The 25,008-nt window shown below is 60.5% G+C and carries 22 protein-coding genes; 21 read left to right on the top strand and 1 reads right to left on the bottom strand.

The genetic code is table 11. The features are described from left to right. Positions 1-10 precede the first annotated feature (10 nt). The 14 genes from bamA to ispD all read left to right on the top strand — a co-directional run bounded on the left by bamA (position 11) and on the right by ispD (position 17,838). Entirely contained in the window at positions 11-2,401 is a 2,391-nt protein-coding gene (gene bamA / locus Q1W70_RS04755) for an outer membrane protein assembly factor BamA (RefSeq protein WP_185818279.1), read from the top strand. Positions 2,402-2,446: 45 nt separating this feature from the next. Continuing rightward, positions 2,447-2,950, top strand: coding sequence for an OmpH/Skp family outer membrane protein (locus tag Q1W70_RS04750; RefSeq protein WP_166588552.1), 504 nt, complete (start codon positions 2,447-2,449; stop codon positions 2,948-2,950). Positions 2,951-2,953: 3 nt separating this feature from the next. Beyond that, complete coding sequence (lpxD, locus tag Q1W70_RS04745; RefSeq protein ID WP_166588551.1) at positions 2,954-4,009, top strand: UDP-3-O-(3-hydroxymyristoyl)glucosamine N-acyltransferase; 1,056 nt, start codon at positions 2,954-2,956, stop codon at positions 4,007-4,009. Between the two features lie 108 nt (positions 4,010-4,117). Next, the gene (gene fabZ / locus Q1W70_RS04740) at positions 4,118-4,558 is read left to right on the top strand and encodes a 3-hydroxyacyl-ACP dehydratase FabZ (protein ID WP_027619040.1); all 441 of its coding nucleotides are present in this window, start codon (positions 4,118-4,120) and stop codon (positions 4,556-4,558) included. Continuing rightward, on the top strand, positions 4,555-5,331 hold the full coding sequence (gene lpxA, locus Q1W70_RS04735; RefSeq protein ID WP_166588550.1) for an acyl-ACP--UDP-N-acetylglucosamine O-acyltransferase: 777 nt from the start codon (positions 4,555-4,557) through the stop codon (positions 5,329-5,331). The genes fabZ and lpxA overlap by 4 nt, the downstream gene beginning before the upstream one ends. 2 nt (positions 5,332-5,333) lie before the next feature. After that, positions 5,334-6,464: a lipid-A-disaccharide synthase gene (gene lpxB, locus Q1W70_RS04730; RefSeq protein ID WP_166588549.1), complete on the top strand. Its 1,131-nt coding sequence runs from the start codon at positions 5,334-5,336 to the stop codon at positions 6,462-6,464. A gap of 11 nt (positions 6,465-6,475) precedes the next feature. Then, the gene (gene rnhB, locus Q1W70_RS04725; protein ID WP_302098880.1) at positions 6,476-7,102 is read left to right on the top strand and encodes a ribonuclease HII; all 627 of its coding nucleotides are present in this window, start codon (positions 6,476-6,478) and stop codon (positions 7,100-7,102) included. A 73-nt stretch (positions 7,103-7,175) separates the two neighbouring features. Next, positions 7,176-10,697, top strand: a complete 3,522-nt coding sequence (dnaE, locus tag Q1W70_RS04720; RefSeq protein WP_166588548.1) for a DNA polymerase III subunit alpha — start codon at positions 7,176-7,178, stop codon at positions 10,695-10,697. Positions 10,698-10,837: 140 nt separating this feature from the next. Continuing rightward, the gene (locus Q1W70_RS04715; protein WP_182343678.1) at positions 10,838-11,785 is read left to right on the top strand and encodes an acetyl-CoA carboxylase carboxyltransferase subunit alpha; all 948 of its coding nucleotides are present in this window, start codon (positions 10,838-10,840) and stop codon (positions 11,783-11,785) included. Between the two features lie 126 nt (positions 11,786-11,911). Then, positions 11,912-13,240: a tRNA lysidine(34) synthetase TilS gene (gene tilS, locus Q1W70_RS04710; protein WP_166588546.1), complete on the top strand. Its 1,329-nt coding sequence runs from the start codon at positions 11,912-11,914 to the stop codon at positions 13,238-13,240. 274 nt (positions 13,241-13,514) lie between these two features. After that, complete coding sequence (pyrG, locus tag Q1W70_RS04705) at positions 13,515-15,146, top strand: CTP synthase (protein ID WP_166588545.1); 1,632 nt, start codon at positions 13,515-13,517, stop codon at positions 15,144-15,146. A gap of 243 nt (positions 15,147-15,389) precedes the next feature. Beyond that, positions 15,390-16,679 (top strand): phosphopyruvate hydratase, encoded by a 1,290-nt coding sequence (eno, locus tag Q1W70_RS04700; RefSeq protein WP_166588544.1) that lies wholly within the window; start codon positions 15,390-15,392, stop codon positions 16,677-16,679. A 170-nt stretch (positions 16,680-16,849) separates the two neighbouring features. Beyond that, entirely contained in the window at positions 16,850-17,128 is a 279-nt protein-coding gene (gene ftsB, locus Q1W70_RS04695; protein WP_027619031.1) for a cell division protein FtsB, read from the top strand. Then, positions 17,125-17,838, top strand: coding sequence for a 2-C-methyl-D-erythritol 4-phosphate cytidylyltransferase (gene ispD / locus Q1W70_RS04690; protein ID WP_182343680.1), 714 nt, complete (start codon positions 17,125-17,127; stop codon positions 17,836-17,838). The genes ftsB and ispD overlap by 4 nt, the downstream gene beginning before the upstream one ends. 58 nt (positions 17,839-17,896) lie before the next feature. Here the strand turns inward: ispD and Q1W70_RS04685 are convergent, their stop codons facing one another. Then, entirely contained in the window at positions 17,897-18,793 is an 897-nt protein-coding gene (locus tag Q1W70_RS04685; protein WP_166592673.1) for a LysR substrate-binding domain-containing protein, read from the bottom strand. A gap of 106 nt (positions 18,794-18,899) precedes the next feature. On the opposite strand from Q1W70_RS04685, the gene Q1W70_RS04680 reads away from it, so the two are divergent. The 7 genes from Q1W70_RS04680 (at position 18,900) to Q1W70_RS04650 (ending at position 25,001) form a co-directional block, all read left to right on the top strand. After that, on the top strand, positions 18,900-20,012 hold the full coding sequence (locus Q1W70_RS04680) for an S-(hydroxymethyl)glutathione dehydrogenase/class III alcohol dehydrogenase (RefSeq protein WP_182343682.1): 1,113 nt from the start codon (positions 18,900-18,902) through the stop codon (positions 20,010-20,012). An 89-nt stretch (positions 20,013-20,101) separates the two neighbouring features. Further along, positions 20,102-20,947: an S-formylglutathione hydrolase gene (fghA, locus tag Q1W70_RS04675; RefSeq protein ID WP_182343684.1), complete on the top strand. Its 846-nt coding sequence runs from the start codon at positions 20,102-20,104 to the stop codon at positions 20,945-20,947. Positions 20,948-20,989: 42 nt separating this feature from the next. Beyond that, positions 20,990-21,463, top strand: a complete 474-nt coding sequence (ispF, locus tag Q1W70_RS04670; protein ID WP_166592670.1) for a 2-C-methyl-D-erythritol 2,4-cyclodiphosphate synthase — start codon at positions 20,990-20,992, stop codon at positions 21,461-21,463. Next, positions 21,460-22,518, top strand: a complete 1,059-nt coding sequence (truD, locus tag Q1W70_RS04665; protein ID WP_166592669.1) for a tRNA pseudouridine(13) synthase TruD — start codon at positions 21,460-21,462, stop codon at positions 22,516-22,518. Before ispF ends, truD begins: the two co-directional genes overlap by 4 nt. Further along, the gene (gene surE, locus Q1W70_RS04660; RefSeq protein WP_166592668.1) at positions 22,506-23,255 is read left to right on the top strand and encodes a 5'/3'-nucleotidase SurE; all 750 of its coding nucleotides are present in this window, start codon (positions 22,506-22,508) and stop codon (positions 23,253-23,255) included. Before truD ends, surE begins: the two co-directional genes overlap by 13 nt. A gap of 41 nt (positions 23,256-23,296) precedes the next feature. Further along, a complete protein-coding gene (locus tag Q1W70_RS04655; RefSeq protein ID WP_174244610.1) occupies positions 23,297-23,932 on the top strand; it encodes a protein-L-isoaspartate(D-aspartate) O-methyltransferase in 636 nt (211 codons plus the stop codon). Positions 23,933-24,143: 211 nt separating this feature from the next. Next, positions 24,144-25,001 (top strand): peptidoglycan DD-metalloendopeptidase family protein, encoded by an 858-nt coding sequence (locus Q1W70_RS04650; protein WP_166592666.1) that lies wholly within the window; start codon positions 24,144-24,146, stop codon positions 24,999-25,001. Positions 25,002-25,008: the final 7 nt, after the last annotated feature.

Below are 25,008 nucleotides of genomic sequence, written 5' to 3'. Positions count from 1 at the left end.
AAAGGACTTCATGAAACGTCTGCTGCTAACTGCGGTTCTCACCGTATTGATGATCGCCGAAGTTCACGCCGAGTCCTTCACTATCTCCGATATTCGCGTCAACGGCCTCCAGCGGGTATCCGCCGGCAGCGTCTTTGGTGCCTTGCCGTTGAACGTCGGTGAACAGGCGGATGATCGTCGCCTGGTCGAATCCACTCGTGCGCTGTTCAAAACCGGTTTCTTCCAGGACATCCAGTTGGGTCGCGACGGCAACGTCCTGGTCATCACGGTAGTCGAGCGTCCATCTGTCGCCAGTATCGAGATCGAAGGCAACAAGGCGATCTCCACTGAAGACTTGATGAAGGGCCTCAAGCAATCCGGCCTGGCTGAAGGCGAAATCTTCCAGCGTGCAACCCTCGAAGGCGTGCGTAACGAACTGCAGCGCCAGTACGTGGCTCAAGGCCGCTACTCGGCCACCGTTGATACCGAAGTGGTCCCCCAGCCGCGCAACCGCGTGGGCCTGAAGGTCAACATCAACGAAGGCACCGTTGCCGCTATCCAGCACATCAACGTGGTGGGTAACACGGTTTTCCCCGACGAAGACCTGATCGACCTGTTCGAACTCAAGACCACCAACTGGTTGTCGTTCTTCAAGAACGATGACAAGTACGCCCGTGAAAAACTATCCGGTGACCTCGAGCGCCTGCGCTCCTACTACCTGGACCGCGGCTATATCAACATGGATATCGCTTCGACCCAGGTGTCCATCACCCCGGACAAGAAGCACGTCTACATCACTGTCAACGTCAACGAAGGCCAGAAGTACAACGTTCGTGACGTGAAGCTCAGCGGCGACCTGAAAGTGCCTGAAGACCAGGTCAAGGCGCTGTTGCTGGTGCAGAAAGGCCAGGTGTTCTCGCGCAAGCTGATGACCACCACTTCCGAACTGATCACCCGTCGCCTGGGTAACGAGGGCTACACCTTCGCCAACGTCAACGGCGTGCCTCAGCCGCACGACGAAGACCACACGGTCGATATCACCTTCGTGGTCGATCCCGGCAAGCGTGCCTACGTGAACCGTATCAACTTCCGTGGCAACACCAAGTCCGAAGACGAAGTGCTGCGTCGTGAAATGCGCCAGATGGAAGGTGGCTGGGCTTCGACCTACCTGATCGACCAGTCCAAGACCCGTCTGGAACGCCTGGGCTTCTTCAAGGAAGTCAACGTCGAGACACCGGCTGTACCGGGTGTCGATGACCAGGTAGACGTCAACTACAGCGTTGAAGAACAAGCATCCGGCTCGATTACCGCCAGCGTCGGTTTTGCCCAGAGCGCCGGTCTGATCCTGGGTGGTTCGATTACCCAGAACAACTTCCTGGGTACCGGTAACAAGGTCAGCATCGGTTTGACCCGCAGTGAATACCAGAGCCGCTATAACTTCGGTTACGTGGACCCCTACTGGACAGCTGATGGCGTGAGCCTGGGTTACAACGCGTTCTACCGCACCACTGACTACGATGAGCTCGACACCGACGTTTCCAGCTACGCCGTGGACAGCCTGGGTGCCGGTGTCAGCGTGGGTTACCCGATCAGCGAGACTTCGCGCCTGACCTTTGGCCTGAACGCACAGCAAGACAAGATCAAGACCGGCCAGTACACCGTCGACGAGATCTTCGACTTCGTTAACCGTGAAGGCGACCAGTACCTGAACTTCAAGGCTTCGGCCGGCTGGTCGGAGTCGACCCTGAACAAAGGCGTATTGGCTACCCGTGGTCACTCCCAGAGCGTGACCCTGGAAACCACCGTGCCGGGCAGCGACCTGTCGTTCTTTAAACTCGACTACCGTGGCCAGTTGTTCCAGCCATTGACCGATAACTACACCCTGCGCCTGCACACTGAGCTGGGCTACGGTGACGGCTACGGCTCGACGGATGGCTTGCCATTCTACGAAAACTACTATGCTGGTGGTTTCAACTCGGTTCGTGGCTTCAAGGACAGTACCTTGGGTCCGCGCAGTACTCCGAGCCGTGGTGTAAAAGATACGGGGAACCAAGGTACGGCTCTCGACCCGGACCAGGATCCGCTGCCGTTTGGTGGTAACGTCCTGATCCAGGGTGGTGCCGAGCTGTTGTTCCCGCTGCCATTCGTCAAGGATCAACGTTCACTGCGTACTTCCGTGTTCTGGGATGTCGGTAACGTGTTTGACTCCAAGTGCGAGCAGACCAAGAACACCGCGCCTGATTCGTACTCGAACACGCAGTGCAACGACGTCAGCCTCAGCAACCTGGCCAGCTCCGTGGGTATTGGTGTGACCTGGGTTACCGCATTGGGTCCTTTGAGCTTTGCTCTGGCCATGCCGGTGAAAGAACCGGATAACGCTGAAACCCAAGTGTTCCAATTTTCCCTCGGCCAGACGTTCTAAGCGTCTGTCCCAAGACAACGACAATGGATTTTGTAGGAGTGCATCGTGCGTAAGTTGACTCAATTGGTTCTCCTGGCAACTGTCCTGGTAGCGACCCCGGCATTTGCCGACATGAAGATCGCAGTACTGAACTACCAGATGGCGTTGCTGGAGTCGGACGCAGCGAAGAAGTACGCAGTGGACGCCGAGAAGAAATTCGGCCCACAACTGACCAAGCTCAAGACCCTGGAAAGCAGTGCGAAAGGCATCCAGGACCGTCTGGTCAGCGGTGGCGACAAAATGGCCCAGGGTGAGCGTGAGCGTCTGGAGCTTGAATTCAAGCAAAAGGCCCGCGACTTCCAGTTCCAGTCCAAGGAATTGAACGAAGCCAAGGCCGTTGCCGACCGTGAAATGCTCAAGCAGCTCAAGCCTAAGCTGGACAGCGCTGTGGAAGAAGTGATCAAGAAAGGTGCTTTTGACCTGGTCTTCGAGCGTGGCGCAGTGATTGATGTCAAGCCGCAATACGACATCACCCGCCAGGTCATCGAGCGCATGAATCAGCTGAAGTAATCCATGACAGCGACTAAAACACTCGGCCAGTTGGCCGAGTTCCTGGGCGCCACCCTGTGTGGCGACCCGGAGAAGACAATTACTGGGCTAGCCACTTTACAAGAGGCTGGCCCAGCTCAGTTGAGCTTTCTGGCAAACCCCCAATACCGCAAATACCTGGCCGACAGCCATGCCGCAGCCGTGTTGCTGAAGGCCGCTGACGCCGAAGGTTTTGCCGGTGATGCGCTGGTGGTGCCGGATCCCTACGCGGCGTACGCGCGGGTGTCTCACCTGTTCGATCCCAAGCCCAAGGCGGCTGCCGGTATCCATCCGACGGCGGTCATCGCCGTGGATGCGGTGGTTGACCCGGCGGCGAGCATCGGTGCCTTTGCGGTGATCGAGAGTGGTGCCCGTATTGCTGCCGGAGTCACGGTCGGCGCGCATTGCTTCATCGGGGCTCGTAGCGAGATCGGTGAGGGTGGCTGGCTGGCCCCGCGGGTGACGCTGTACCACGACGTGCGCATTGGCAAGCGGGTGGTCATTCAGTCCGGTGCGGTGCTCGGCGGTGAGGGTTTCGGTTTCGCCAACGAAAAGGGCATCTGGCAGAAAATTGCCCAGGTCGGTGGGGTGTTGGTCGGTGATGACGTGGAGATTGGCGTGAATACCGCTATCGACCGTGGCGCCTTGGCTGACACCATCCTCGGCAATGGGGTGAAGCTCGACAACCAGATACAGATCGCGCACAACGTGCAGGTGGGTGATCACACCGCCATGGCGGCGTGCGTAGGCATTTCCGGCAGCACCAAGATCGGCAAGCATTGCATGCTGGCCGGCGGTGTCGGGCTGGTGGGGCACATCGAGATCTGCGACAACGTATTCCTCACCGGAATGACCATGGTCACCCACTCGATTACCGAGCCGGGCGCCTACTCTTCCGGTACGGCCATGCAGCCGGCCGCCGAGTGGCGTAAAAGCGCGGCACGCATCCGTCAGCTCGACGACATCGCGCGACGTCTGCGCCAGTTGGAAAAGCAGGTAAGTGAAGTGACCCCTGGTGGTAATGCTTCATCAGATGGCTGATACCATTTCCATATCAAGTGTGCACAGCCGTTAGACTGCCTCCTTGATTTGCTAGAGGAGCGTGCATCAGTCGCGCGTTCCCAATCTTTACATAGGCTTCCCCCCGAAATGATGGACATCAACGAGATTCGCGAATACCTGCCTCACCGTTACCCGTTCCTGCTGGTGGACCGGGTAGTGGACCTCAATGTTGAGGAAAAGCGCATTCGTGCCTACAAGAATGTCAGCATCAACGAGCCGTTCTTCAACGGTCACTTCCCTGCGCATCCAATCATGCCGGGCGTATTGATCATTGAAGCGATGGCCCAGGCTGCCGGAATCCTTGGTTTCAAAATGCTCGACGTCAAGCCTGCCGATGGCACGCTTTACTACTTTGTCGGCTCCGACAAGCTACGCTTCCGTCAGCCAGTCAAGCCGGGCGATCAGTTGATCCTCGAAGCCACCTTCATCAGCTGCAAGCGCAAGATCTGGAAGTTTGAATGCCAGGCTTCGGTGGATGGCAAGCCCGTATGCTCGGCCGAGATCATCTGTGCGGAACAAAAAGTATGAGTTTGATTGACCCTCGCGCAATCATCGATCCGACGGCCGTACTGGCCGAGGGCGTTGAGGTCGGCCCCTGGTCGATCGTCGGCGCAGGTGTGGAAATCGGCGAGGGAACAGTGATTGGCCCGCACGTAGTGCTCAAGGGGCCGACGCGGATTGGCAAGCACAACCGCATCTATCAGTTTTCCTCGATCGGTGAGGACACCCCTGACCTGAAGTACAAGGGTGAAGAGACGCGCCTGGTGATCGGCGACCATAACGTTATCCGTGAAGGGGTGACGATTCACCGTGGGACCATCCAGGACCGCTCGGAGACTACCCTGGGCGATCACAACCTGATCATGGCCTATGCCCACATCGGCCACGACAGCGTCATCGGCAACCACTGCATCCTGGTCAACAACACGGCGTTGGCCGGGCATGTCCATGTGGCCGACTGGGCGATCCTCTCCGGTTTCACCTTGGTTCATCAGTATTGCCACATTGGCGCCCACAGCTTTTCCGGTATGGGTACGGCCATCGGCAAGGATGTGCCGGCCTATGTCACAGTGTTCGGCAACCCGGCAGAAGCGCGCAGCATGAACTTCGAGGGCATGCGCCGTCGTGGGTTCAGCGAAGAAGCGATCCATGCCCTGCGTCGTGCCTACAAGGTGGTCTACCGCCAGGGCTTGACCGTGGAGCAGGCGCTGGCTGAGCTGGCCGAGCCTTCGGCGCAGTTTCCGGAAGTCGCGCTGTTCCGTGACTCGATCCAGTCTTCGACCCGCGGCATCACACGCTAACCATGGCTAATCTGCGTATAGCGCTGGTGGCGGGCGAAGCTTCCGGCGACATCCTGGGCGCGGGTCTGATGCGTGCCCTCAAGGCTCGCCACCCGGCGGTCGAGTTCATCGGCGTCGGCGGTCCGCTGATGCAGGCTGAAGGCCTGACTTCCTATTTCCCCATGGAGCGCTTGTCGGTCATGGGGCTGGTGGAAGTCCTGGGGCGCTTGCGTGAGCTGCTGGCCCGACGCAAGAAGTTGATCAAGACCTTGATCGCCGAAAAGCCGGACGTGTTCATCGGTATCGATGCGCCGGACTTCACCCTCAATATCGAACTCAAGTTGCGTCAGGCCGGGATCAAGACCGTGCACTACGTCAGCCCTTCGGTCTGGGCCTGGCGGCAGAAGCGTGTGCTGAAGATTCGTGAAGGCTGCGACCTGATGCTGACGCTGCTGCCGTTCGAAGCCCGATTCTACGAAGAGAAGGGCGTACCGGTGCGGTTTGTCGGCCACACCCTGGCTGATGCCATTCCGCTGGAAGCCGACCGAGCCGCGGCGCGTGCCGAGCTGGGCCTGCCAGACGGCCCGCTGGTGGCGTTGATGCCGGGCAGCCGGGGCGGTGAAGTCGGGCGCCTGGGCGGCTTGTTCCTCGATGCTGCGCAGCGGCTGCGGGCCATGCGCCCCGGGGTGCGGTTTATCATTCCGTGCGCCAGTCCGGAGCGGCGGGTGCAGCTCGAAGAGCTGCTGGCTGGCCGTGATTTGCCGGTCACCCTGCTGGACGGGCGCTCGCACCAGGCGCTCGCGGCCTGCGACGCGGTCCTGATCGCTTCGGGCACCGCGACCCTGGAGGCGTTGTTGTACAAGCGGCCGATGGTCGTGGCCTATCGCCTGGCGCCGCTGACCTACTGGATTCTCAAGCGCATGGTGAAAAGCCCTTACATCTCCTTGCCGAACTTGTTGGCCCAGCGTCTGCTGGTGCCCGAGTTGCTGCAGGATGATGCGACGCCCGAGGCGTTGGCGCTGACCCTGTCGCCGCTGATCGATGGCGGCGAAGAGCAAACCATCGGTTTTGACCAGATCCACCGGACCCTGCGCCGCGATGCCTCGAACCAGGCCGCTGACGCGGTCCTCAACTTGATCGGCGCACCACAATGAGTACGGTAAAGATGCAAATGGGCCTGGATTTCAACCTCGTCGCGGGTGCTCAAGAGCTGGTCGCCGGAGTCGATGAAGTAGGGCGCGGTCCGCTCTGTGGCGCGGTGGTGACGGCGGCGGTGATCCTCGATCCGCAGCGCCCGATCCTCGGCCTCAATGACTCCAAGAAGCTCACTGAAGCCCGGCGCGAAAAGCTCTACGACGAAATCTGTGAAAAGGCCCTGAGCTGGTGCATCGCTCGCGCTGAAATCGAAGAAATCGACGAGTTGAACATTCTCCATGCCACCATGCTGGCGATGCAGCGCGCTGTCGAAGGCCTGCACATTCAGCCAAAGCTGGCGATGATCGACGGTAATCGCTGCCCCAAGCTGGCCATGCCGGCGGAAGCGGTGGTCAAGGGCGATAGCAAGGTCCCGGCGATTGCCGCGGCGTCGATCCTGGCCAAAGTCAGTCGCGACCGTGAAATGGCGGCCTTTGAATTGATTTACCCGGGGTATGGCATCGGCGGCCACAAAGGTTATCCGACGCCTGTGCATCTGGAAGCCTTGGCGCGCCTGGGCCCGACCCCGATTCACCGACGTTCGTTCGCGCCGGTGCGGCAGGCTTACGAGGCTCGCGAAGGGCTGCTAGAGCGCTAGTCCAAGCTGATGTTTTTGCCAAGGCCCGGTACAATCCGGGCCTTGTTGTCTCCACGTTATTAGCAGGATCACTATGCCGGCTTCATTCGTTCACCTACGCCTGCACACTGAATACTCCCTGGTCGACGGTCTGGTGCGGATCAAGCCGCTGGTCAAGACCCTGGTCGGCATGAACATGCCGGCTGTGGCGGTCACCGACCAGAACAACATGTGTTCCCTGGTCAAGTTCTACAAAAACGCCATGGGTGCGGGGATCAAGCCGATCTGCGGCGCCGACCTGTGGCTGTCGAACAAGGACCCGGACAACGCCTTGAGCCGGATCAGCTTCCTGGCGATGAATGCGGTGGGTTATCGCAACCTCACCGAGCTGATTTCCCGCGGCTTCATCGATGGCCAGCGCAATGGCCAGATCATCATCGAGCGCGAATGGGTGGCCGAGGCCAACGAAGGCTTGATCATGCTCTCGGCGGCCAAGGAGGGCGAAATCGGCATGGCCCTGCTCGGTGGCAATCCGGACGAAGCCGAAACCCTGGCCCGCGAGTGGATGGCAGTGTTCCCGGACCGTTTTTACCTGGAAATCCAGCGTACCAACCGTCCCAACGATGAAGAGCAGTTGCACGCTGCCGTGGCCCTGGCCGACAAGATCGGCGCGCCGCTGGTGGCCACCAACGATGTGCGGTTCCTCAAGCAGGAAGACTTCGCCGCCCACGAAACCCGGGTGTGCATCGGTGAAGGCCGGGCGCTCGACGATCCACGGCGCTCGAAGAACTACAGCGACCAGCAATACCTCAAAAGCGCCGAGGAAATGCTCGAGCTGTTCAGCGACTTGCCCGATGCCGTGCAGAACACGGTCGAAATCGCCAAGCGCTGCAACATCGATGTAAAGCTGGGCAAGCACTTCCTGCCTAACTTCCCAATTCCCGATGGCATGACCATCGATGAGTATTTCCGCAAGGTGTCCTTCGACGGGCTTGAAGAGCGCTTGAGCGTGCTGCTGCCCAAGGACACCACAGAGGACTACGAGGCCAAGCGCCAGGTCTACGTCGACCGGCTGAATTTCGAGCTGGATATCATTATCCAGATGGGGTTCCCCGGTTACTTCCTGATCGTGATGGACTTTATCCAGTGGGCCAAGAGCAACGGGGTTCCGGTGGGGCCGGGCCGGGGGTCGGGTGCCGGCTCGCTGGTGGCCTATGTGCAGAAGATCACCGACCTCGACCCGCTGGAATACGACCTGCTGTTCGAACGTTTCCTCAACCCGGAACGGGTCTCCATGCCCGACTTCGACGTCGACTTCTGCATGGACGGTCGCGACCGGGTCATCGAGTACGTGGCCGAGAAGTACGGGCGCAATGCGGTTAGCCAGATCATCACCTTCGGTTCCATGGCCGCCAAGGCGGTGGTGCGGGACGTGGCGCGGGTCCAGGGCAAGTCCTATGGCCTGGCGGATCGCCTGTCGAAGATGATTCCCTTCGAAGTCGGCATGACCCTGGAAAAAGCCTACGAGCAGGAAGAGATCCTGCGGGACTTCATCAAGGTCGATGAAGAGGCGGCGGAAATCTGGGAGATGGCGCGCAAGCTCGAAGGCGTTGTGCGTAACGTCGGCAAGCACGCCGGTGGTGTGGTGATCGCCCCCACCAAGCTGACCGACTTCTCGCCGATCTATTGCGATGAAGAGGGCGGCGGCCTGGTCACCCAGTTCGACAAGGATGACGTCGAGGCGGCCGGCCTGGTGAAGTTCGACTTCCTCGGCCTGCGGACCCTGACGATCATTGACTGGGCGCTGAAAACCATCAACCGCGACCGCGCCAAGGTTAACGAGCCGCCGCTGGATATCGCCTTTATCCCGCTGGACGACAAACCGACCTACAGCTTGCTGCAAAAGGCCGAGACCACCGCGGTGTTCCAGCTCGAGTCGCGGGGCATGAAGGAGCTGATCAAAAAGCTCAAGCCCGACTGCCTGGAAGACTTGATCGCACTGGTGGCCCTGTTCCGTCCGGGCCCGCTGCAATCGGGCATGGTGGACGACTTCATCAACCGTAAGCACGGGCGCGCCGAGCTGGCGTACCCGCACTCCGACTACCAGTACGAAGGCCTCAAGCCCGTGCTGGCGCCGACCTACGGCATCATCCTGTATCAGGAACAGGTGATGCAGATCGCCCAGGTCATGGCCGGCTACACCCTCGGCGGTGCGGACATGCTGCGTCGGGCCATGGGTAAGAAAAAACCCGAAGAGATGGCCAAGCAGCGCGGCGGTTTCATTGAGGGTTGCGCCACCAACAACATTGATGCCGACCTTGCCGGTAACATCTTCGATCTGGTGGAGAAATTCGCCGGTTACGGCTTCAACAAATCCCACTCCGCCGCCTACGGCCTGGTGTCTTACCAGACGGCCTGGCTGAAAGCCCACTACCCGGCGCCGTTCATGGCGGCGGTACTTTCGGCGGATATGCACAACACCGACAAGGTCGTGACCTTGATCGAAGAAGTGCGAACCATGAAGCTGCGCCTCGACGCACCGGACGTGAACACTTCGGAGTTCAAGTTCACGGTGAACGAGGAGGGGCGGATCATCTACGGCCTGGGCGCGATCAAGGGCGTGGGCGAGGGGCCGGTCGAGGCGATTACCGAGGCGCGTCAGGATGGGCCGTTCCAGGACCTGTTCGACTTCTGCGCGCGGGTCGACCTCAAGCGAATCAACAAACGTACCCTCGACGGCCTGATCCGCAGCGGTGCGCTGGACCGCCTGGGCCCGTACTTCTTTGATGAGACCAAAGCCTACCAGGCCAACATCGACCGCAACCGTGCGGTGCTGCTGACGGCCATGGAAGAGGCGATCAAGGCGGCCGAGCAGACCGCGCGGACCCACGACAGCGGCCACGCCGACCTCTTTGGCGGGCTGTTTGTCGAAGAAGATGCGGATGTCTACGCCAATCACCGCAAAGCCAAGGAGCTGACGCTCAAGGAACGCTTGAAGGGTGAAAAAGACACCCTGGGGCTGTACCTGACCGGTCACCCGATTGACGAATATGAAGGTGAAATCCGTCGTTTTGCCCGCCAGCGCATCATCGACCTGAAGCCGGCTCGCGACACCCAGACAGTCGCCGGCATGATCATCGCCCTGCGGGTGATGAAGAACAAAAAGGGCGACAAGATGGGCTTTATCACCCTCGACGACCGTTCGGGCCGGATCGAGGCGTCGCTGTTCGCCGAGGCGTTCCATTCCGCGCAGTCGTTGCTGCAGACCGACGCGATGGTGGTGGTCGAGGGCGAAGTCAGCAATGACGACTTCTCCGGTGGCCTGCGGCTGCGGGTCAAACGGGTGATGAGCATGGAAGATGCGCGCACCAACCTGGCCGAAAGCCTGCGCCTGAAGGTGCAGACCCAGGACCTCAAGGGCGATCAGTTGCGCTGGCTGGGGGAGTTGTTCAAGCGTCATCGTGGCGCCTGCCCCATCACGATGGAGTACACCAGCCCCGACGCGAAGGCCTTGCTGCAATTTGGCGAGACCTGGCGAATCGATCCGGCAGACAGCTTGATTCAAGCCCTGCGTGACCAGTTCGGGCGAGACAACGTCTTCCTCCAATACCGTTGACGGTCAGGGGCCCTTGAAGCGCCCTGGCCATGACCCGAATTTTTAATCTCGACCTGAACGCGCCTGTCCCTTAAGGTAGGGCGCGAATAGACAACCGGCCGACCCAAGCTCACTTGGACGTCGACCCAAGACGGACGCCTATGAACCCGAATTTTCTAGATTTCGAACAGCCGATCGCCGACCTGCAAGCCAAGATCGAAGAGTTGCGCTTGGTCGGTAATGACAATTCGCTGAATATCGGCGATGAGATCTCGCGCCTGCAGGACAAGAGCAGCACGCTGACCGAAGACATCTTCGGCAAGCTGACCAGCTGGCAGATCGCTCGTCTGGCGCGTCATCCGCGTCGTCCCTACACCCTGGACTACATCCAGCACATCTTCACCGAGTTCGATGAACTGCACGGTGACCGTCACTTCTCCGATGACGCCGCGATTGTCGGCGGTGTCGCCCGCCTGGACGACCAGCCAGTGATGGTGATCGGTCACCAGAAAGGCCGTGAAGTGCGTGAGAAGGTTCGCCGCAACTTCGGTATGCCGCGTCCGGAAGGCTACCGCAAGGCGTGCCGCCTGATGGAAATGGCTGAACGCTTCAAGATGCCGATCCTGACCTTCATCGACACGCCGGGTGCCTACCCGGGGATCGACGCCGAAGAGCGCAACCAGAGCGAGGCTATCGCCTGGAACCTGCGTGTCATGGCTCGCCTGAAAACCCCAATCATCGCCACCGTGATCGGTGAGGGTGGTTCCGGTGGTGCACTGGCTATCGGTGTCTGCGATCAGTTGAACATGCTGCAGTATTCGACCTACGCGGTGATTTCGCCGGAAGGGTGTGCCTCGATCCTGTGGAAAACCGCAGAAAAGGCCCCGGATGCCGCTGAAGCGATGGGCATCACCGCCGAGCGCCTCAAGGGCCTGGGTATCGTCGATAAAGTGATCGGCGAGCCATTGGGCGGCGCCCACCGCGATCCGGCCGCTGCAGCTGCCTCGATCCGTGGTGAGCTGATCGCGCAACTGCAGATGCTCAAGAAATTCGACAACGACGCGCTGCTGGCCCGCCGTTACGAGCGCCTGATGAGCTACGGTCTGTGATCTGACACCGGATCATGATGGGAGCGAGCCTGCTCGCAGTGACGAAGCTACAGTCAACCTGCGTGTTGGCTGGCCTTTTTCGCGAGCAGGCTCGCTCCCACCGCTGATGTGTGCGAAGTGATCGATATGCGCCAGCTCACACCTGATCTGTCTGCAAGACTGCTGTTGACCCTGACCCCCTGGCGCAATGCACCGACCTGGCGCATCGCCTTCTCCGGTGGCCTCGACTCCACCGTGTTATTGCACCTCCTGGCGCAACTGGCTAAAAGCCAGGCCCTGCCCGAACTTCAAGCGATCCATGTGCATCACGGCCTGCAGGCTGCGGCTGATGCGTGGCCGCAGCATTGTCAGGCCGTGTGTGACGGGCTGGGCGTGCCGCTGGCGGTGATGCGGGTTCAGGTCCAGGCCGGTGCGAGCCTGGAGCGAGCCGCCCGTGAGGCGCGTTATGCGGCCTTTGCCCAGGTGATCCAGGTCGATGAAGTGCTGCTGACTGCCCAGCATCGCGACGATCAGGCCGAGACCCTGATGTTTCGTCTGTTGAGGGGCGCGGGGGTCAGGGGCTTGTCGGCAATGCCGGCCCATCGTGCCCTGGGACCCGGGCACCTGGTGCGGCCGTTGCTGGATGTGTCGCGGGCCGAGCTTGAGGCGTACGCCTGTGAACACCAGTTGCGCTGGGTCGAGGACCCCTCTAATGGTGATCAGCAGTTTTCCCGCAATTATCTGCGCCAGCAGGTTTTCCCCGTCCTCAGTCGTCGCTGGCCCCAGGCAGCCGCCACCCTGGCGCGCAGTGCCGGCCATCTGCGCGAGGCCCAGGGCTTGCTCGATGAGTTGGCGCAGATGGACCTGGCCCAGGCTGCCACCGCCCATGAGTTTGCCTGGCTGGGGCATCCATCGCTGGACCTGGCGGCGCTTGCCGGGCTGTCCGCGGCTCGCCAGCGCAACGCCCTGGGGCATTGGCTGGCGACGCTGACTCGCCTGCCAGACACTGACCATTGGTCGGGTTGGGACAGCCTGCGGGATGCCGCGGCGGATGCCCGGCCGATCTGGCGACTGGCGGATGGCGAAGTGCATCGGGCCAATGGGCGGGTCTGGTGGTTGTCCGGCGATCGGCTGCCCGCGCTCACGGGTACAGTGCCCTGGCCTGATCCAGCAACTGAACTGGCACTACCCGGCAATGGTCGGCTCAGCCTGGTGGGTGAGCCCCCGCACGGCCTGCTCAGCGTGCGTTACCGCCAGGGCGGGGAGGTGATGCAGTTGCCCGGTCGTGGACACCGCGACCTCAAGCGCTTGCTCAATGAGCGTCAGGTGCCGTGGTTCGCCCGTGGCAGATTGCCGCTGCTGTACTGCGATGAGCAATTGATTGCCGTGGCCAACCTGCCCGGGCTGGATGTCAGCGCGCAGGCAAACCTGGTTTTGCGATGGCAGCCAGTAATCAACGATCAAGGTTTGAGCTGAAAGGGCCTTTCCGGTAGACTACGCTCCCTTCTTGATACAACTTCTGTGGATTCGCCTGAATTGCAGGAGTTGCCGATTACCAAGCAGTCTTTGCTGGGCGATTCCAAAAAATGTGTAGCGAGCAACCTACCGGTGATTCATCTGCCGGTCTGTCCCAACGCGGCGGTTTTTTTGAAAGATGCACTGTAATTAATGCAGGTGATCGGGGGCTTCGGCCTTCCTTCGCTTTCCCCGGCGGCACTGACCGCTTTAACGCAGACTTCTAGGGTTTTTCATGACGCGCTACATATTCGTCACGGGCGGTGTTGTTTCTTCATTGGGGAAAGGCATTGCATCGGCATCATTGGCGGCCATCCTGGAGGCGCGGGGACTTAAGGTCACCATGCTCAAGCTGGACCCGTACATCAACGTCGACCCGGGCACCATGAGCCCGTTCCAGCACGGTGAAGTGTTCGTCACTCACGACGGCGCCGAGACCGACCTGGACCTGGGCCACTACGAGCGGTTCATCCGCACGACCATGACCCAGAACAACAACTTCACCACTGGCCGTGTCTACGAGCACGTGCTGCGCAAAGAGCGCCGTGGTGACTACCTGGGTGCAACCATCCAGGTGATTCCGCACATCACCGACGAAATCAAGCGCCGCATCATCAAGGGTGCTGGCGACGCTGACGTGGCAATGGTCGAGATCGGTGGCACCGTCGGTGACATCGAGTCGCAACCGTTCCTGGAAGCGATCCGTCAACTGCGTTTCGAAGTCGGCGCCAAGCGCGCGATGCTGATGCACCTGACGCTGGTACCGTACATCGCCACCGCCGGCGAAACCAAGACCAAGCCGACCCAGCACTCGGTCAAGGAACTGCGTTCCATCGGCCTGCAGCCGGACGTCCTGGTCTGCCGTTCCGACCACCCGATCGACCTGTCTTCGCGTCGCAAGATCGCGCAGTTCACCAACGTTGAAGAACGTGCGGTGATCGCCCTGGAAGACGCCGACACCATCTACAAGATCCCGGGCATCCTGCACTCCCAGGGCCTGGATGATTTTGTCGTCGAGCGTTTTGGCCTGCAGTGCGATAGTGCCGACCTGTCCGAGTGGGAAGCGGTGGTCGACGCCAAGCTGAACCCGGAACACGAAGTCACCATCGCCATGGTCGGCAAGTACATGGAGCTGCTGGACGCGTACAAGTCGCTGATCGAAGCGATGAGCCACGCCGGCATCAGCAACCGGACCAAGGTCAACCTGCGCTACATCGATTCCGAAGACATCGAGAACCAGGGCACTGCGCTGCTCGAAGGTGTCGATGCGATCCTGGTCCCAGGCGGTTTTGGCCTGCGTGGCGTGGAAGGCAAGATCACCGCCGTGCAGTACGCTCGTGAAAACAAGGTGCCGTACCTGGGTATCTGCCTGGGCATGCAAGTGGCGGTCATCGAGTTCGCCCGTAACGTGCTGGGCTGGAAAGACGCCAACTCCACCGAGTTCGATCGCGCCAGCGGTCACCCGGTCGTGGGCCTGATCACCGAGTGGGAAGATGCCACCGGCGCCGTTGAAACCCGCACCGAGTCCTCCGACCTGGGCGGCACCATGCGCCTGGGTGCCCAGGATTGCCTGCTGGAAGCCGGCTCCCTGGTTCACGACTGCTATGCCAAGGACGTGATCGTCGAGCGTCATCGTCATCGCTATGAAGTGAACAACAATCTGCTGCCACAACTGATCGAAGCCGGCCTGAAAATCTCCGGTCGTTCCGGTGATGGCGCCCTGGTTGAAGTGGTTGAAGCACCGGATCACCCATGGTTCGTCGCTTGCCAGTTCCACCCGGAGTTCACCTCGACTCCGCGTGACGGCCACCCGCTGTTCAGCGGTTTCGTCAAGGCAGCATTGGCTCAGCACCAGAAAAAAGCCTGACGCGCCAAGGCGTGGATTCGCGACGTGACCCACGGGCTGGCAAGGCCCGTGGGTTGCCGCGATTATGCCGCTGGACGTTTCTGGCTGATTGGCTGAACAGTTTTTCAACGGGGAAGCCGCGTTACCTGGGTTTCTCCGTGTTGTCGGTGCAGGTTTGCCCGCGCCAACCAACAGCAATGTGACCCACAAGTTATAAATCGATCGGTATACAGCGTTTTCGTCAACTTTGGAGTGTTTACAACAATGGCAAAAATCGTCGACATCAAAGGTCGTGAAGTTCTCGACTCCCGTGGTAACCCCACCGTCGAAGCGGACGTGCTTCTCGATAACGGCATCATCGGCAGCGCTTGCGCGCCGTCCGGTGCTTCCACTGGCTCGCGTGAAGCGCTCGAGCTGCGTGATGGCGACAAGAGCCGTTACCTGGGCAAAGGTGTGCTCAAGGCCGTAGCCAACATCAATGGCCCGATTCGCACCGCACTGCTGGGTAAAGACCCGGTTGACCAGAAAGCCCTCGACCGCATCATGATCGAGCTGGACGGTACCGAGAACAAAGGCAGCCTGGGCGCCAACGCGATCCTCGCCGTTTCCCTGGCTGCGGCCAAGGCCGCTGCCCACGATCAAGACCTGCCGCTGTATGCCCACATCGCCAACCTGAACGGTACCCCAGGCGTCTACTCGATGCCGGTGCCGATGATGAACATCATCAACGGTGGCGAACACGCCGATAACAACGTCGACATCCAGGAATTCATGGTGCAGCCGGTTGGCGCCAAGTCTTTCTCGGAAGGCCTGCGCATGGGCACCGAGATTTTCCATCACCTCAAGGCAGTACTGAAGGCCCGTGGCCTGAGCACTGCAGTGGGTGACGAAGGTGGTTTCGCCCCTAACCTGGCTTCCAACGAAGACGCGTTGAAAGTGATCTCCGAAGCGGTAGCCAACGCCGGTTACACCCTGGGCACCGACGTGACCCTGGCGCTGGACTGCGCGGCGAGCGAATTCTACGAAGATGGCAAGTACAACCTGTCCGGCGAAGGCCAGGTGTTCACCGCTGAAGGTTTCGCCGACTACCTGAAAGGCCTGACCGAGCGTTATCCGATCATCTCGATCGAAGACGGCCTGGACGAGTCCGACTGGGCTGGCTGGAAGATCCTCACCGACAAGATCGGCGAGAAGACCCAACTGGTGGGCGACGACCTGTTCGTGACCAACACCAAGATCCTGAAAGAAGGCATCGATAAAAAGATCGCCAACTCGATCCTGATCAAATTCAACCAGATCGGTACCCTGACCGAGACCCTGGAAGCGATCCAGATGGCCAAGGCCGCTGGTTACACTGCCGTGATCTCGCACCGCTCCGGCGAAACCGAAGATTCGACCATTGCCGACCTGGCTGTGGGCACTTCGGCAGGCCAGATCAAAACCGGTTCGCTGTGCCGTTCCGACCGCGTTTCCAAGTACAACCAACTGCTGCGTATCGAAGAGCAATTGGGTGCCAAAGCCAAGTACAACGGCCGCAGCGAATTCCGCGGCTAAGCTTGGTGGAGTAAAAAGACACCGGATTGTGTCGAAAAAATCGCATCAGCGGGTTTTTTGCCACTAGTCTGATGCCTTAGAGTACGAGCCTGGTTCTTCCAGGCTTCGTGCTATCAGACGCTTCAAAGTGTTGGCATGGCTGTTTTTTTTCAGTGGATACCTGATATTCGATGCGCAGTCCCTATTGGTTGTTTCTTGTCTTGCTCTTGCTCCTGGGGGGGTTGCAGTACCGCCTGTGGGTGGGAAACGGCAGCCTGGCACAGGTGGCCGACCTGACTCAGCAAATTGCCGATCAGCAGGCTGAAAACCAGACGCTGCTGGAGCGCAACCGGGTGATGGACGCCGAAGTGATGGAGCTGAAAAAAGGCATGGAGACCGTTGAAGAGCGGGCTCGCCATGAGTTGGGCATGGTCAAGGACGGTGAAACCCTTTACCAGTTGGCCCAATGATGAATAGCTTGCCGGCCTTCTGGGCCGTGATTCCTGCCGCGGGTGTGGGTGCCCGTATGGCAGCCGACCGTCCCAAGCAGTATCTGCAATTGGGCGGACGCACAATTCTTGAACACAGCCTTGGCTGTTTCCTCGATCACCCGGCCTTGAAGGGGCTGGTGGTCAGTCTGGCGATCGACGACCCTTATTGGCCGAACCTGGCCTGCGCTGCCGACCCGCGCATTCAGCGGGTGGACGGTGGCGAAGAGCGTTCGGGCTCGGTGCTCAATGCCTTGTTGCACCTGCATGCGCAGGGGGCTGGCGATGAGGATTGGGTGTTGGTCCATGACGCGGCACGGCCGAACCTCACACGTGATGATCTCGACAAGCTGCTGTCGGAGCTGGCGGATGATCCGGTGGGCGGGCTGCTGGCGGTGCCGGCGCGTGACACCCTCAAGCGGGCGGACAAGCACGGCCGGGTACTTGAGACCGTTGACCGCAGTTTGATCTGGCAGGCGTATACGCCGCAGATGTTTCGCCTGGGTGCCCTGCATCGGGCGTTGGCCGATAGTCTGGTGGCGGATGTCACGATCACTGATGAAGCTTCGGCGATGGAGTGGGCGGGGCAGGCGCCGCGCTTGATCGAGGGGCGGGCGGATAACCTCAAGGTGACGCGGCCTGAGGACCTCGAGTGGTTACGCTTGCGTTGGGGGCAGCGCGGGGGGCTGTAGGTGTCGGGGCTGCCAGAGGCAGCGCTCGCCCCGTTGAGTAATGGGTACCGGCAGCAGGCTAGCTGCTGTACTCCGGCCGTTTCGCCAACCCTTCCTTAAGAAAATCCACCAATTTGCGCACCTTCGGCGACAGATGGCGTTGCTGTGGATACAGCGCCCAGACCGCGGTGTTCGGTGGCTGGTGGGCGTCGAGTAACGACACCAGGGCGCCACTGTTCAGGTGTTCCAGCACGTAGTAGTCCGGGAGCTGGCACAGGCCAACGCCCTGGAGTGCAGCGTCCAGTACGGCTTGTCCGCTGTTGCAGCGCCAGTTGCCTTGGACTCGCTGGGAAAACTCCCGGCCGTTCTGTGCCAGTTGCCAAAGGTCCGAGCTGCCGATAAGGCAGTTGTGCCGGCTCAGTTCCGACAGGCTATGGGGTCGACCGTAGCGCTCGAGGTAGGAGGGCGAGGCACACAGGTACATGCGCCGTGGTGCCAGGCGGGTGGCCACCAGGCGTGAGTCCTGCAGTCGGCCCAGGCGGATGGCCAGGTCGAGGCCTTCGTGCACCAGGTCCAGGGGACGATTGCTCAATTCGATGTCGACCCGCAACTGCGGGTAGAGCCCCATGAAACCGGTCACCAGCGGCACGATGAAGCGCTCGCCGTACGCCACGGCACACGTCATGCGCAGCATGCCCTTGGGTTCGCTGGTCAGGTCGCCGACGGCGCGCAGGGCCTCTTCGCGTCCGTCCTGCAAGCGTTGGCAGTGTTGCAGGAAGGTTTGTCCGGCCTCGGTGAGCGTGACGCGGCGCGTACTGCGGTAGAGCAGGCGAGTTTGCAGGCGTTCTTCCAAGCGTACGATTTGTCGACTGACGTGGGAGGAAGAGACCCCCAGGCGTTCGGCGGCGGCGGTGAACTGGCTGCATTCGGCGACGGCGACGAACTCGTCGATGCCTTCCCAGCGGTTCTCGGACATTTTGATTATCCCTGTATGGCAATAATATTTTGCATTTACCTCGATTATTCATCGGATGGCCGTGTATTACACTCCCGGTCTCGTTTTAATTCGCTGGAGAGTCAGGATGATCAAGTCGCGCGCTGCCGTTGCCTTCGAGGCCAAGAAACCCCTGGAGATCGTTGAAGTCGATGTCGCCATGCCCAAGGCCGGTGAAGTGCTGTTGCGCGTGGTCGCCTCCGGCGTTTGCCACACCGACGCCTACACCTTGTCGGGTGCCGATCCGGAAGGCATCTTCCCGTCGATCCTCGGCCACGAAGGTGGCGCGGTGGTCGAAGCCATTGGCGAGGGCGTGACCTCGGTGGCTGTGGGCGATCATGTGATTCCGCTCTACACCCCGGAATGCGGCCAGTGCAAATTCTGTAAGTCGGGCAAGACCAACCTCTGCCAGGCTATCCGCGCGACCCAAGGCAAAGGCCTGATGCCGGACGGCACTACTCGCTTCTCCTACAAAGGCCAGCCGATTTTCCACTACATGGGGACCTCGACTTTCTCCGAGTACACCGTGCTGCCGGAAATTTCCGTGGCCAAGATTCCTAAAGAGGCTCCGCTGGAAAAAGTCTGCCTGCTGGGCTGCGGCGTGACCACCGGGATTGGTGCGGTGATCAACACTGCCAAGGTCAAGCCGGGCGATACCGTGGCGATCTTCGGTCTGGGCGGCATCGGCCTGTCGGCCGTGATCGGTGCGGTCAAGGCCAAGGCCGCGCGCATCATTGCCATCGACATCAACCCGGGCAAGTTCGAGATCGCCAAGCAGTTGGGGGCCACCGACTGTGTGAACCCGAAAGACTTTGATCGTCCGATCCAGGACGTCATTGTCGACATGACCGATGGCGGCGTGGACTTTTCCTTTGAGTGCATCGGCAACGTCCAACTGATGCGTGCGGCACTGGAGTGCTGCCATAAAGGTTGGGGCGAGTCGGTGATCATCGGCGTGGCCGGTGCCGGCCAGGAAATCGCGACCCGTCCGTTCCAACTGGTCACCGGGCGCGTCTGGCGCGGTTCGGCCTTTGGTGGGGTGCGTGGTCGCAGCGAATTGCCAAGCTATGTGGAAATGGCCCAGACCGGCGAGATCCCGCTGGATACCTTCATCACCCACACCATGGGTCTGGAAGACATCAACAAGGCTTTTGACCTGATGCATGAAGGCAAGAGCATTCGCACCGTCATCCACTTTTAAGAGCGGCGGCAAGCTACACGCTGTAAGCGGCGAGCGGATGCCCCTCTCTTGCCGCTCGCAGCTTGCGGCTTGAAGCTGGGAGTACTCCCATGAGTCTGGAAAATATCTCGTGCCAGAAGAGCTTCGGTGGCTGGCATAAACGCTACAGGCATCACTCCCAAGTGCTGGGTTGCGACATGGTGTTTGCCGTGTACCTGCCGCCCCAGGCGGAGCAGGGTGGCAAGTTGCCGGTGCTGTATTGGTTGTCGGGTTTGACCTGCACCGATGAGAACTTCATGCACAAAGCCGGTGCCATGCGCTTGGCGGCCGAGCTTGGCTTGATCATCGTGGCGCCGGACACCAGCCCGCGCGGTGCCGATGTGCCGGGGGACCCGGAAGGGGCCTGGGACTTCGGTCTGGGGGCCGGGTTTTACCTGAACGCCACCCAGGAACCCTGGGCCAAGCACTATCGGATGCACGATTACGTGGTGCAGGAATTGCCGGCATTGGTCGAGGCGCATTTCCCGGCCTCGGACAAACGCGGCGTCAGCGGTCACTCCATGGGTGGCCATGGCGCACTGGTGTGCGCACTGCGTAACCCGGGGCGTTACCAGTCGGTCTCGGCGTTCGCGCCGATCAACAATCCAATGGATTGCCCGTGGGGCCAGAAAGCGTTTTCCCGCTATCTGGGTGAAGAGCGTTCGAAGTGGCGTGAGTGGGATGCCACGGTGCTGATCAGCGAAGCCAGCGAACAGCTGCCACTGTTGGTCGACCAGGGCGATCGGGATGATTTCCTCGCCACGCAGCTCAAGCCTGAAGCCTTGCAGCAGGCCGCCAAACTCGCCGGCCATCCGCTGACCTTGCGCTTGCAACCGGGCTACGACCACAGCTATTTCTTCATCGCCAGCTTTATCGATGATCACTTACGGCATCACGCGCACGCCCTAGGCGCCTAAAGCAGGTAGAATCACGCCCTGACTCAATCAGGGCGTTTTTTTATGCGTATTGGCCACGGCTACGATGTGCACCGTTTTGCTGAAGGCGATTTCATCACTCTGGGCGGCGTGCGGATTGCACACAGCTTCGGGCTGCTCGCCCACTCCGACGGCGACGTGTTGTTGCATGCGTTGAGCGATGCCTTGCTGGGTGCTGCGGCACTGGGCGATATCGGTAAGCACTTCCCCGATACCGACCCCCAGTTCAAAGGTGCTGACAGCCGTGCGCTGTTGCGTCATGTGGTTGCGCTGATTCATGCCAAAGGCTGGAAAGTGGGCAACGTCGACAACACCATCGTCGCCCAGGCGCCGAAAATGGCCCCCCATATCGAATCGATGCGCGCGCTGATTGCCGCCGATCTTCAAGTTGAACTGGATCAAGTGAACGTGAAAGCTACCACCACCGAAAAACTTGGCTTTGTCGGTCGCGAAGAAGGCATTGCCGTGCATTCCGTTGCCTTGTTGCTGCGCCCATGAACGAGGCGCAACTGCTCGGCCCGCGAGCCTACGGCGAACCTCTCGGCACCGCCGTACTGAAAGCCATCGCGGAAGATTTCCAGGTCGATGAAGTGCTCGACATTCCGCTGACTGGCGACGGAGAGCACCTGTGGATCTGGGTGGAAAAACGTGGCCTGAACACCGAGGAAGCGGCACGGCGTATCGCCAAGGCCGCCGGCGTGCCCTTGCGCACCGTCAGCTATGCCGGCCTGAAGGATCGCCAGGCGTTGACCCGTCAGTGGTTCAGCGTGCAATTGCCCGGCAAGGCCGACCCGGATTTGTCCGCGGCTGAAAACGACACCCTGAAAATTCTCAAGACCGCCCGGCACAAGCGCAAGCTGCAGCGGGGCGCACATTCGGCCAATGGTTTTACCTTGCGCCTGACCCAGTTCGCCGGCGACAAAGAGGCACTCGAAGCGCGTCTGCAGTTGATCGCCAAGCAGGGCATTCCCAATTACTTCGGTGCGCAACGTTTCGGCCATGACGGCGGCAATGTGGTGGACGCGCGTGCCTGGGCGGCGCGCAAGGCTTTGCCGGAGCAGCGCAATGTGCGTTCGCGGTTGCTGTCCACCGCCCGTAGCTTTATGTTCAATCAGGTGTTGGCGGCACGTGTTGCCGACGGCAGTTGGCAGCGCGCGCAGGTGGGTGATTTGCTGGCTTTCACCGACAGCCGCAGCTTTTTCCCGGCTGGCGAAGCAGAGTGCAGCGACCCGCGCCTGGCGATCCTCGACCTGCATCCGACTGGGCCGCAATGGGGCGAGGGCGACTCGCCTGCCGCGGGTGCGACCCATGAGCTGGAGCAGCGGATCGCCATGGGCGAAGCGGATCTGCGCGACTGGCTGGTAAACGCCGGAATGAGCCATGAACGACGCATCCTGCGGCTGCCCATTGGCGGGTTGACGTGGCATTATCCTTCGCTGGACATTCTGCAACTGGAATTCGTCCTGCCGGCCGGATGCTTCGCCACCGTATTGGTGCGTGAACTCGTTGATCTGGTGCCGGTGGGGCAGACGGACAGCCCATGCGTATTCTGATCTCTAACGACGATGGGGTAACCGCACCCGGTCTCGCCGCGCTTCATGCTGCGCTGGCGGATTACACCGAGTGCGTGGTTATCGCCCCGGACCAGGACAAAAGCGGCGCCAGCAGTTCGCTGACGCTGGACCGTCCGTTGCACCCGCAAACCCTGGTCAACGGCTTTATCAGTCTTAATGGTACGCCGACCGATTGTGTGCACCTGGGGCTCAACGGCTTGCTCGAACGCGAACCGGACATGGTGGTTTCCGGGATCAACCTGGGTGCCAACCTGGGGGACGACGTGCTGTATTCCGGTACGGTGGCCGCGGCCTTGGAAGGGCGCTTCCTCGCCAAGCCGTCCTTTGCGTTTTCCCTGGTCTCGCGGCAAGTGGATAACTTGCCGACAGCGGCCTACTTTGCGCGCAAACTGGTGGAAGCTCATGCCGAGCTGAACCTACCGCCGCGCACGGTGTTGAACGTGAACATTCCGAACCTGCCGCTGGACCACATCCGTGGCATTCAGCTGACCCGCCTGGGGCACCGGGCACGTGCTGCGGCACCGACCAAAGTGGTCGACCCACGCGGCAAGTCCGGCTACTGGATTGCCGCGGCCGGCGACGCGGAAGATGGTGGCCCGGGTACGGATTTCCATGCCGTCATGCAGGGGTATGTCTCCATCACCCCGCTGCAGCTCGATCGCACCTTCAATGTTGCCTTTGCCAGTCTCGATGGCTGGCTGGAGGGGCTGCGCTGATGGCTCGCGAGCAAGACGATATACTGCGCCGCGGGATCGGGATGACTTCCCAGCGTACCCGTGAGCGTTTGATCCAGCGACTTTATGAAGAAGGCGTGAGTAACGCCCAGGTCCTGGAAGTGATCCGCCGCACGCCGCGCCATCTGTTTGTCGATGAAGCGCTGGCCCACCGTGCCTACGAAGACACGGCCTTGCCGATTGGCCACAACCAGACCATTTCCCAGCCTTATATGGTGGCACGCATGAGCGAGCTGCTGTTAGAGGCAGGGCCTTTGGACAAGGTGATGGAGATCGGTACCGGTTCCGGTTATCAGACGGCGGTGTTGTCGCAACTGGTGGAGCGGGTGTTTTCGGTCGAGCGGATCAAGGTCCTGCAGGATCGGGCGAAAGAACGCCTGGTGGAATTGAACCTGCGCAACGTGGTGTTTCGCTGGGGCGATGGTTGGGAAGGCTGGCCGGCACTGGCACCTTACAATGGCATCATCGTCACGGCGGTGGCGACCGACGTGCCCCAGGCCCTGCTGGATCAGTTGGCGCCAGGAGGGCGTCTGGTGATACCGGTCGGGTCAGGGGAGGTTCAACAATTGCTATTGATCATCCGGGAAGAACAGGGGTTTTCCAGGCGTGTCCTGGGCTCGGTGCGCTTCGTCCCGTTGCTTAACGGGCCATTGGCCTGAGCATTTGTTCTGCGGCGCTGAATTCTCTTCGATTACCTTGGTCTTACAGCGGCAAGGATGGCTTCAACGTCGTTGTACTACAGCCAGTAAACGCGGGCCTGTATCGATTTCGTTTTGCCGACGGTAATGCGCCAGCGGCCAGTTATACTTGCGACACTTCATGCCTGAACCAGGCATCTACTTTTTTCAGCCACCAGAAAGGGAGCGGCGGGTGAGTCTCAAAGTCATTGCGCAGCGTATTGGTACAAAAAGCTTTCAGTGCCTGGTGACTGGCCTTGTCTTGAGCTCATTGCTGGTCGGTTGCTCCAGCACCAAGTCGAGTGACGTGCGGGTTGTCGATCGCAACAGCACGGCCGCCCAGCGTCCTGCCGTCACCACCGGCCAGTATGTAGTCCGTCGCGGCGATACCTTGTTTTCCATCGCTTTCCGCTACGGCTGGGACTACAAAGCCCTCGCCGCACGCAACAACATTCCTGCGCCTTACACGATACATCCAGGTCAGACGATTCGCTTCGACGGGCGCTCCGGTTCAACGCCGACCCAGGCCGTGACGTCGTCCACCACCAGCTCTTCGTCTTCCGGGAAATTCACGGTTACCCGCCGCCCAGCTTCGGCGGCCGGCACCACTACGAGCACTGCTGCGCCGTCTACGGCCAGCAAGCCCGCCCCGGCGCCATTGCCCCCAGCGGGGCCCGCTCCCACAGGATGGGGTTGGCCATCTAATGGCATTCTTATTGGAAAATTCTCTTCAAACGGTAGTTTGAATAAAGGAATTGATATCGCCGGAGATTTGGGACAGCCTGTTTTAGCTGCGTCTGATGGGACTGTCGTTTACGCCGGGAGTGGCTTGCGGGGCTACGGTGAATTGGTCATCATCAAACACAGCGATACCTACGTCAGTGCCTACGGTCACAACCGCAGGCTGTTGGTTCGGGAGGGGCAGCAGGTCAAGGTCGGACAGACAATTGCCGAAATGGGGTCAACGGGTACGGACCGGGTGAAACTGCATTTTGAGATTCGCCGACAAGGTAAGCCAGTAGATCCGCTGCAATTCCTGCCACGTCGTTGATTTGTTA

Source organism: Pseudomonas kielensis, assembly GCF_030505375.1.
In the GTDB taxonomy this organism is placed as follows: domain Bacteria; phylum Pseudomonadota; class Gammaproteobacteria; order Pseudomonadales; family Pseudomonadaceae; genus Aquipseudomonas; species Aquipseudomonas kielensis.
This window is presented reverse-complemented; position numbering and strand designations above follow the sequence as displayed.

Bases quoted from the DNA above. Each gene is read 5' to 3' on its own strand.
- bamA (WP_185818279.1), top strand. From the start codon at position 11: ATGAAACGTCTGCTGCTAACTGCGGTTCTCACCGTATTGATGATCGCC.
- ispD (WP_182343680.1), top strand. From the start codon at position 17,125: ATGATGAATAGCTTGCCGGCCTTCTGGGCCGTGATTCCTGCCGCGGGT.
- truD (WP_166592669.1), top strand. From the start codon at position 21,460: ATGAACGAGGCGCAACTGCTCGGCCCGCGAGCCTACGGCGAACCTCTC.
- Q1W70_RS04680 (WP_182343682.1), top strand. From the start codon at position 18,900: ATGATCAAGTCGCGCGCTGCCGTTGCCTTCGAGGCCAAGAAACCCCTG.
- Q1W70_RS04715 (WP_182343678.1), top strand. From the start codon at position 10,838: ATGAACCCGAATTTTCTAGATTTCGAACAGCCGATCGCCGACCTGCAA.
- Q1W70_RS04685 (WP_166592673.1), bottom strand. From the start codon at position 18,793: ATGTCCGAGAACCGCTGGGAAGGCATCGACGAGTTCGTCGCCGTCGCC.
- fghA (WP_182343684.1), top strand. From the start codon at position 20,102: ATGAGTCTGGAAAATATCTCGTGCCAGAAGAGCTTCGGTGGCTGGCAT.
- lpxB (WP_166588549.1), top strand. From the start codon at position 5,334: ATGGCTAATCTGCGTATAGCGCTGGTGGCGGGCGAAGCTTCCGGCGAC.
- lpxA (WP_166588550.1), top strand. From the start codon at position 4,555: ATGAGTTTGATTGACCCTCGCGCAATCATCGATCCGACGGCCGTACTG.
- tilS (WP_166588546.1), top strand. From the start codon at position 11,912: ATGCGCCAGCTCACACCTGATCTGTCTGCAAGACTGCTGTTGACCCTG.
- Q1W70_RS04655 (WP_174244610.1), top strand. From the start codon at position 23,297: ATGACTTCCCAGCGTACCCGTGAGCGTTTGATCCAGCGACTTTATGAA.
- eno (WP_166588544.1), top strand. From the start codon at position 15,390: ATGGCAAAAATCGTCGACATCAAAGGTCGTGAAGTTCTCGACTCCCGT.
- fabZ (WP_027619040.1), top strand. From the start codon at position 4,118: ATGATGGACATCAACGAGATTCGCGAATACCTGCCTCACCGTTACCCG.
- dnaE (WP_166588548.1), top strand. From the start codon at position 7,176: ATGCCGGCTTCATTCGTTCACCTACGCCTGCACACTGAATACTCCCTG.
- rnhB (WP_302098880.1), top strand. From the start codon at position 6,476: ATGCAAATGGGCCTGGATTTCAACCTCGTCGCGGGTGCTCAAGAGCTG.
- lpxD (WP_166588551.1), top strand. From the start codon at position 2,954: ATGACAGCGACTAAAACACTCGGCCAGTTGGCCGAGTTCCTGGGCGCC.
- ftsB (WP_027619031.1), top strand. From the start codon at position 16,850: ATGCGCAGTCCCTATTGGTTGTTTCTTGTCTTGCTCTTGCTCCTGGGG.
- ispF (WP_166592670.1), top strand. From the start codon at position 20,990: ATGCGTATTGGCCACGGCTACGATGTGCACCGTTTTGCTGAAGGCGAT.
- pyrG (WP_166588545.1), top strand. From the start codon at position 13,515: ATGACGCGCTACATATTCGTCACGGGCGGTGTTGTTTCTTCATTGGGG.
- surE (WP_166592668.1), top strand. From the start codon at position 22,506: ATGCGTATTCTGATCTCTAACGACGATGGGGTAACCGCACCCGGTCTC.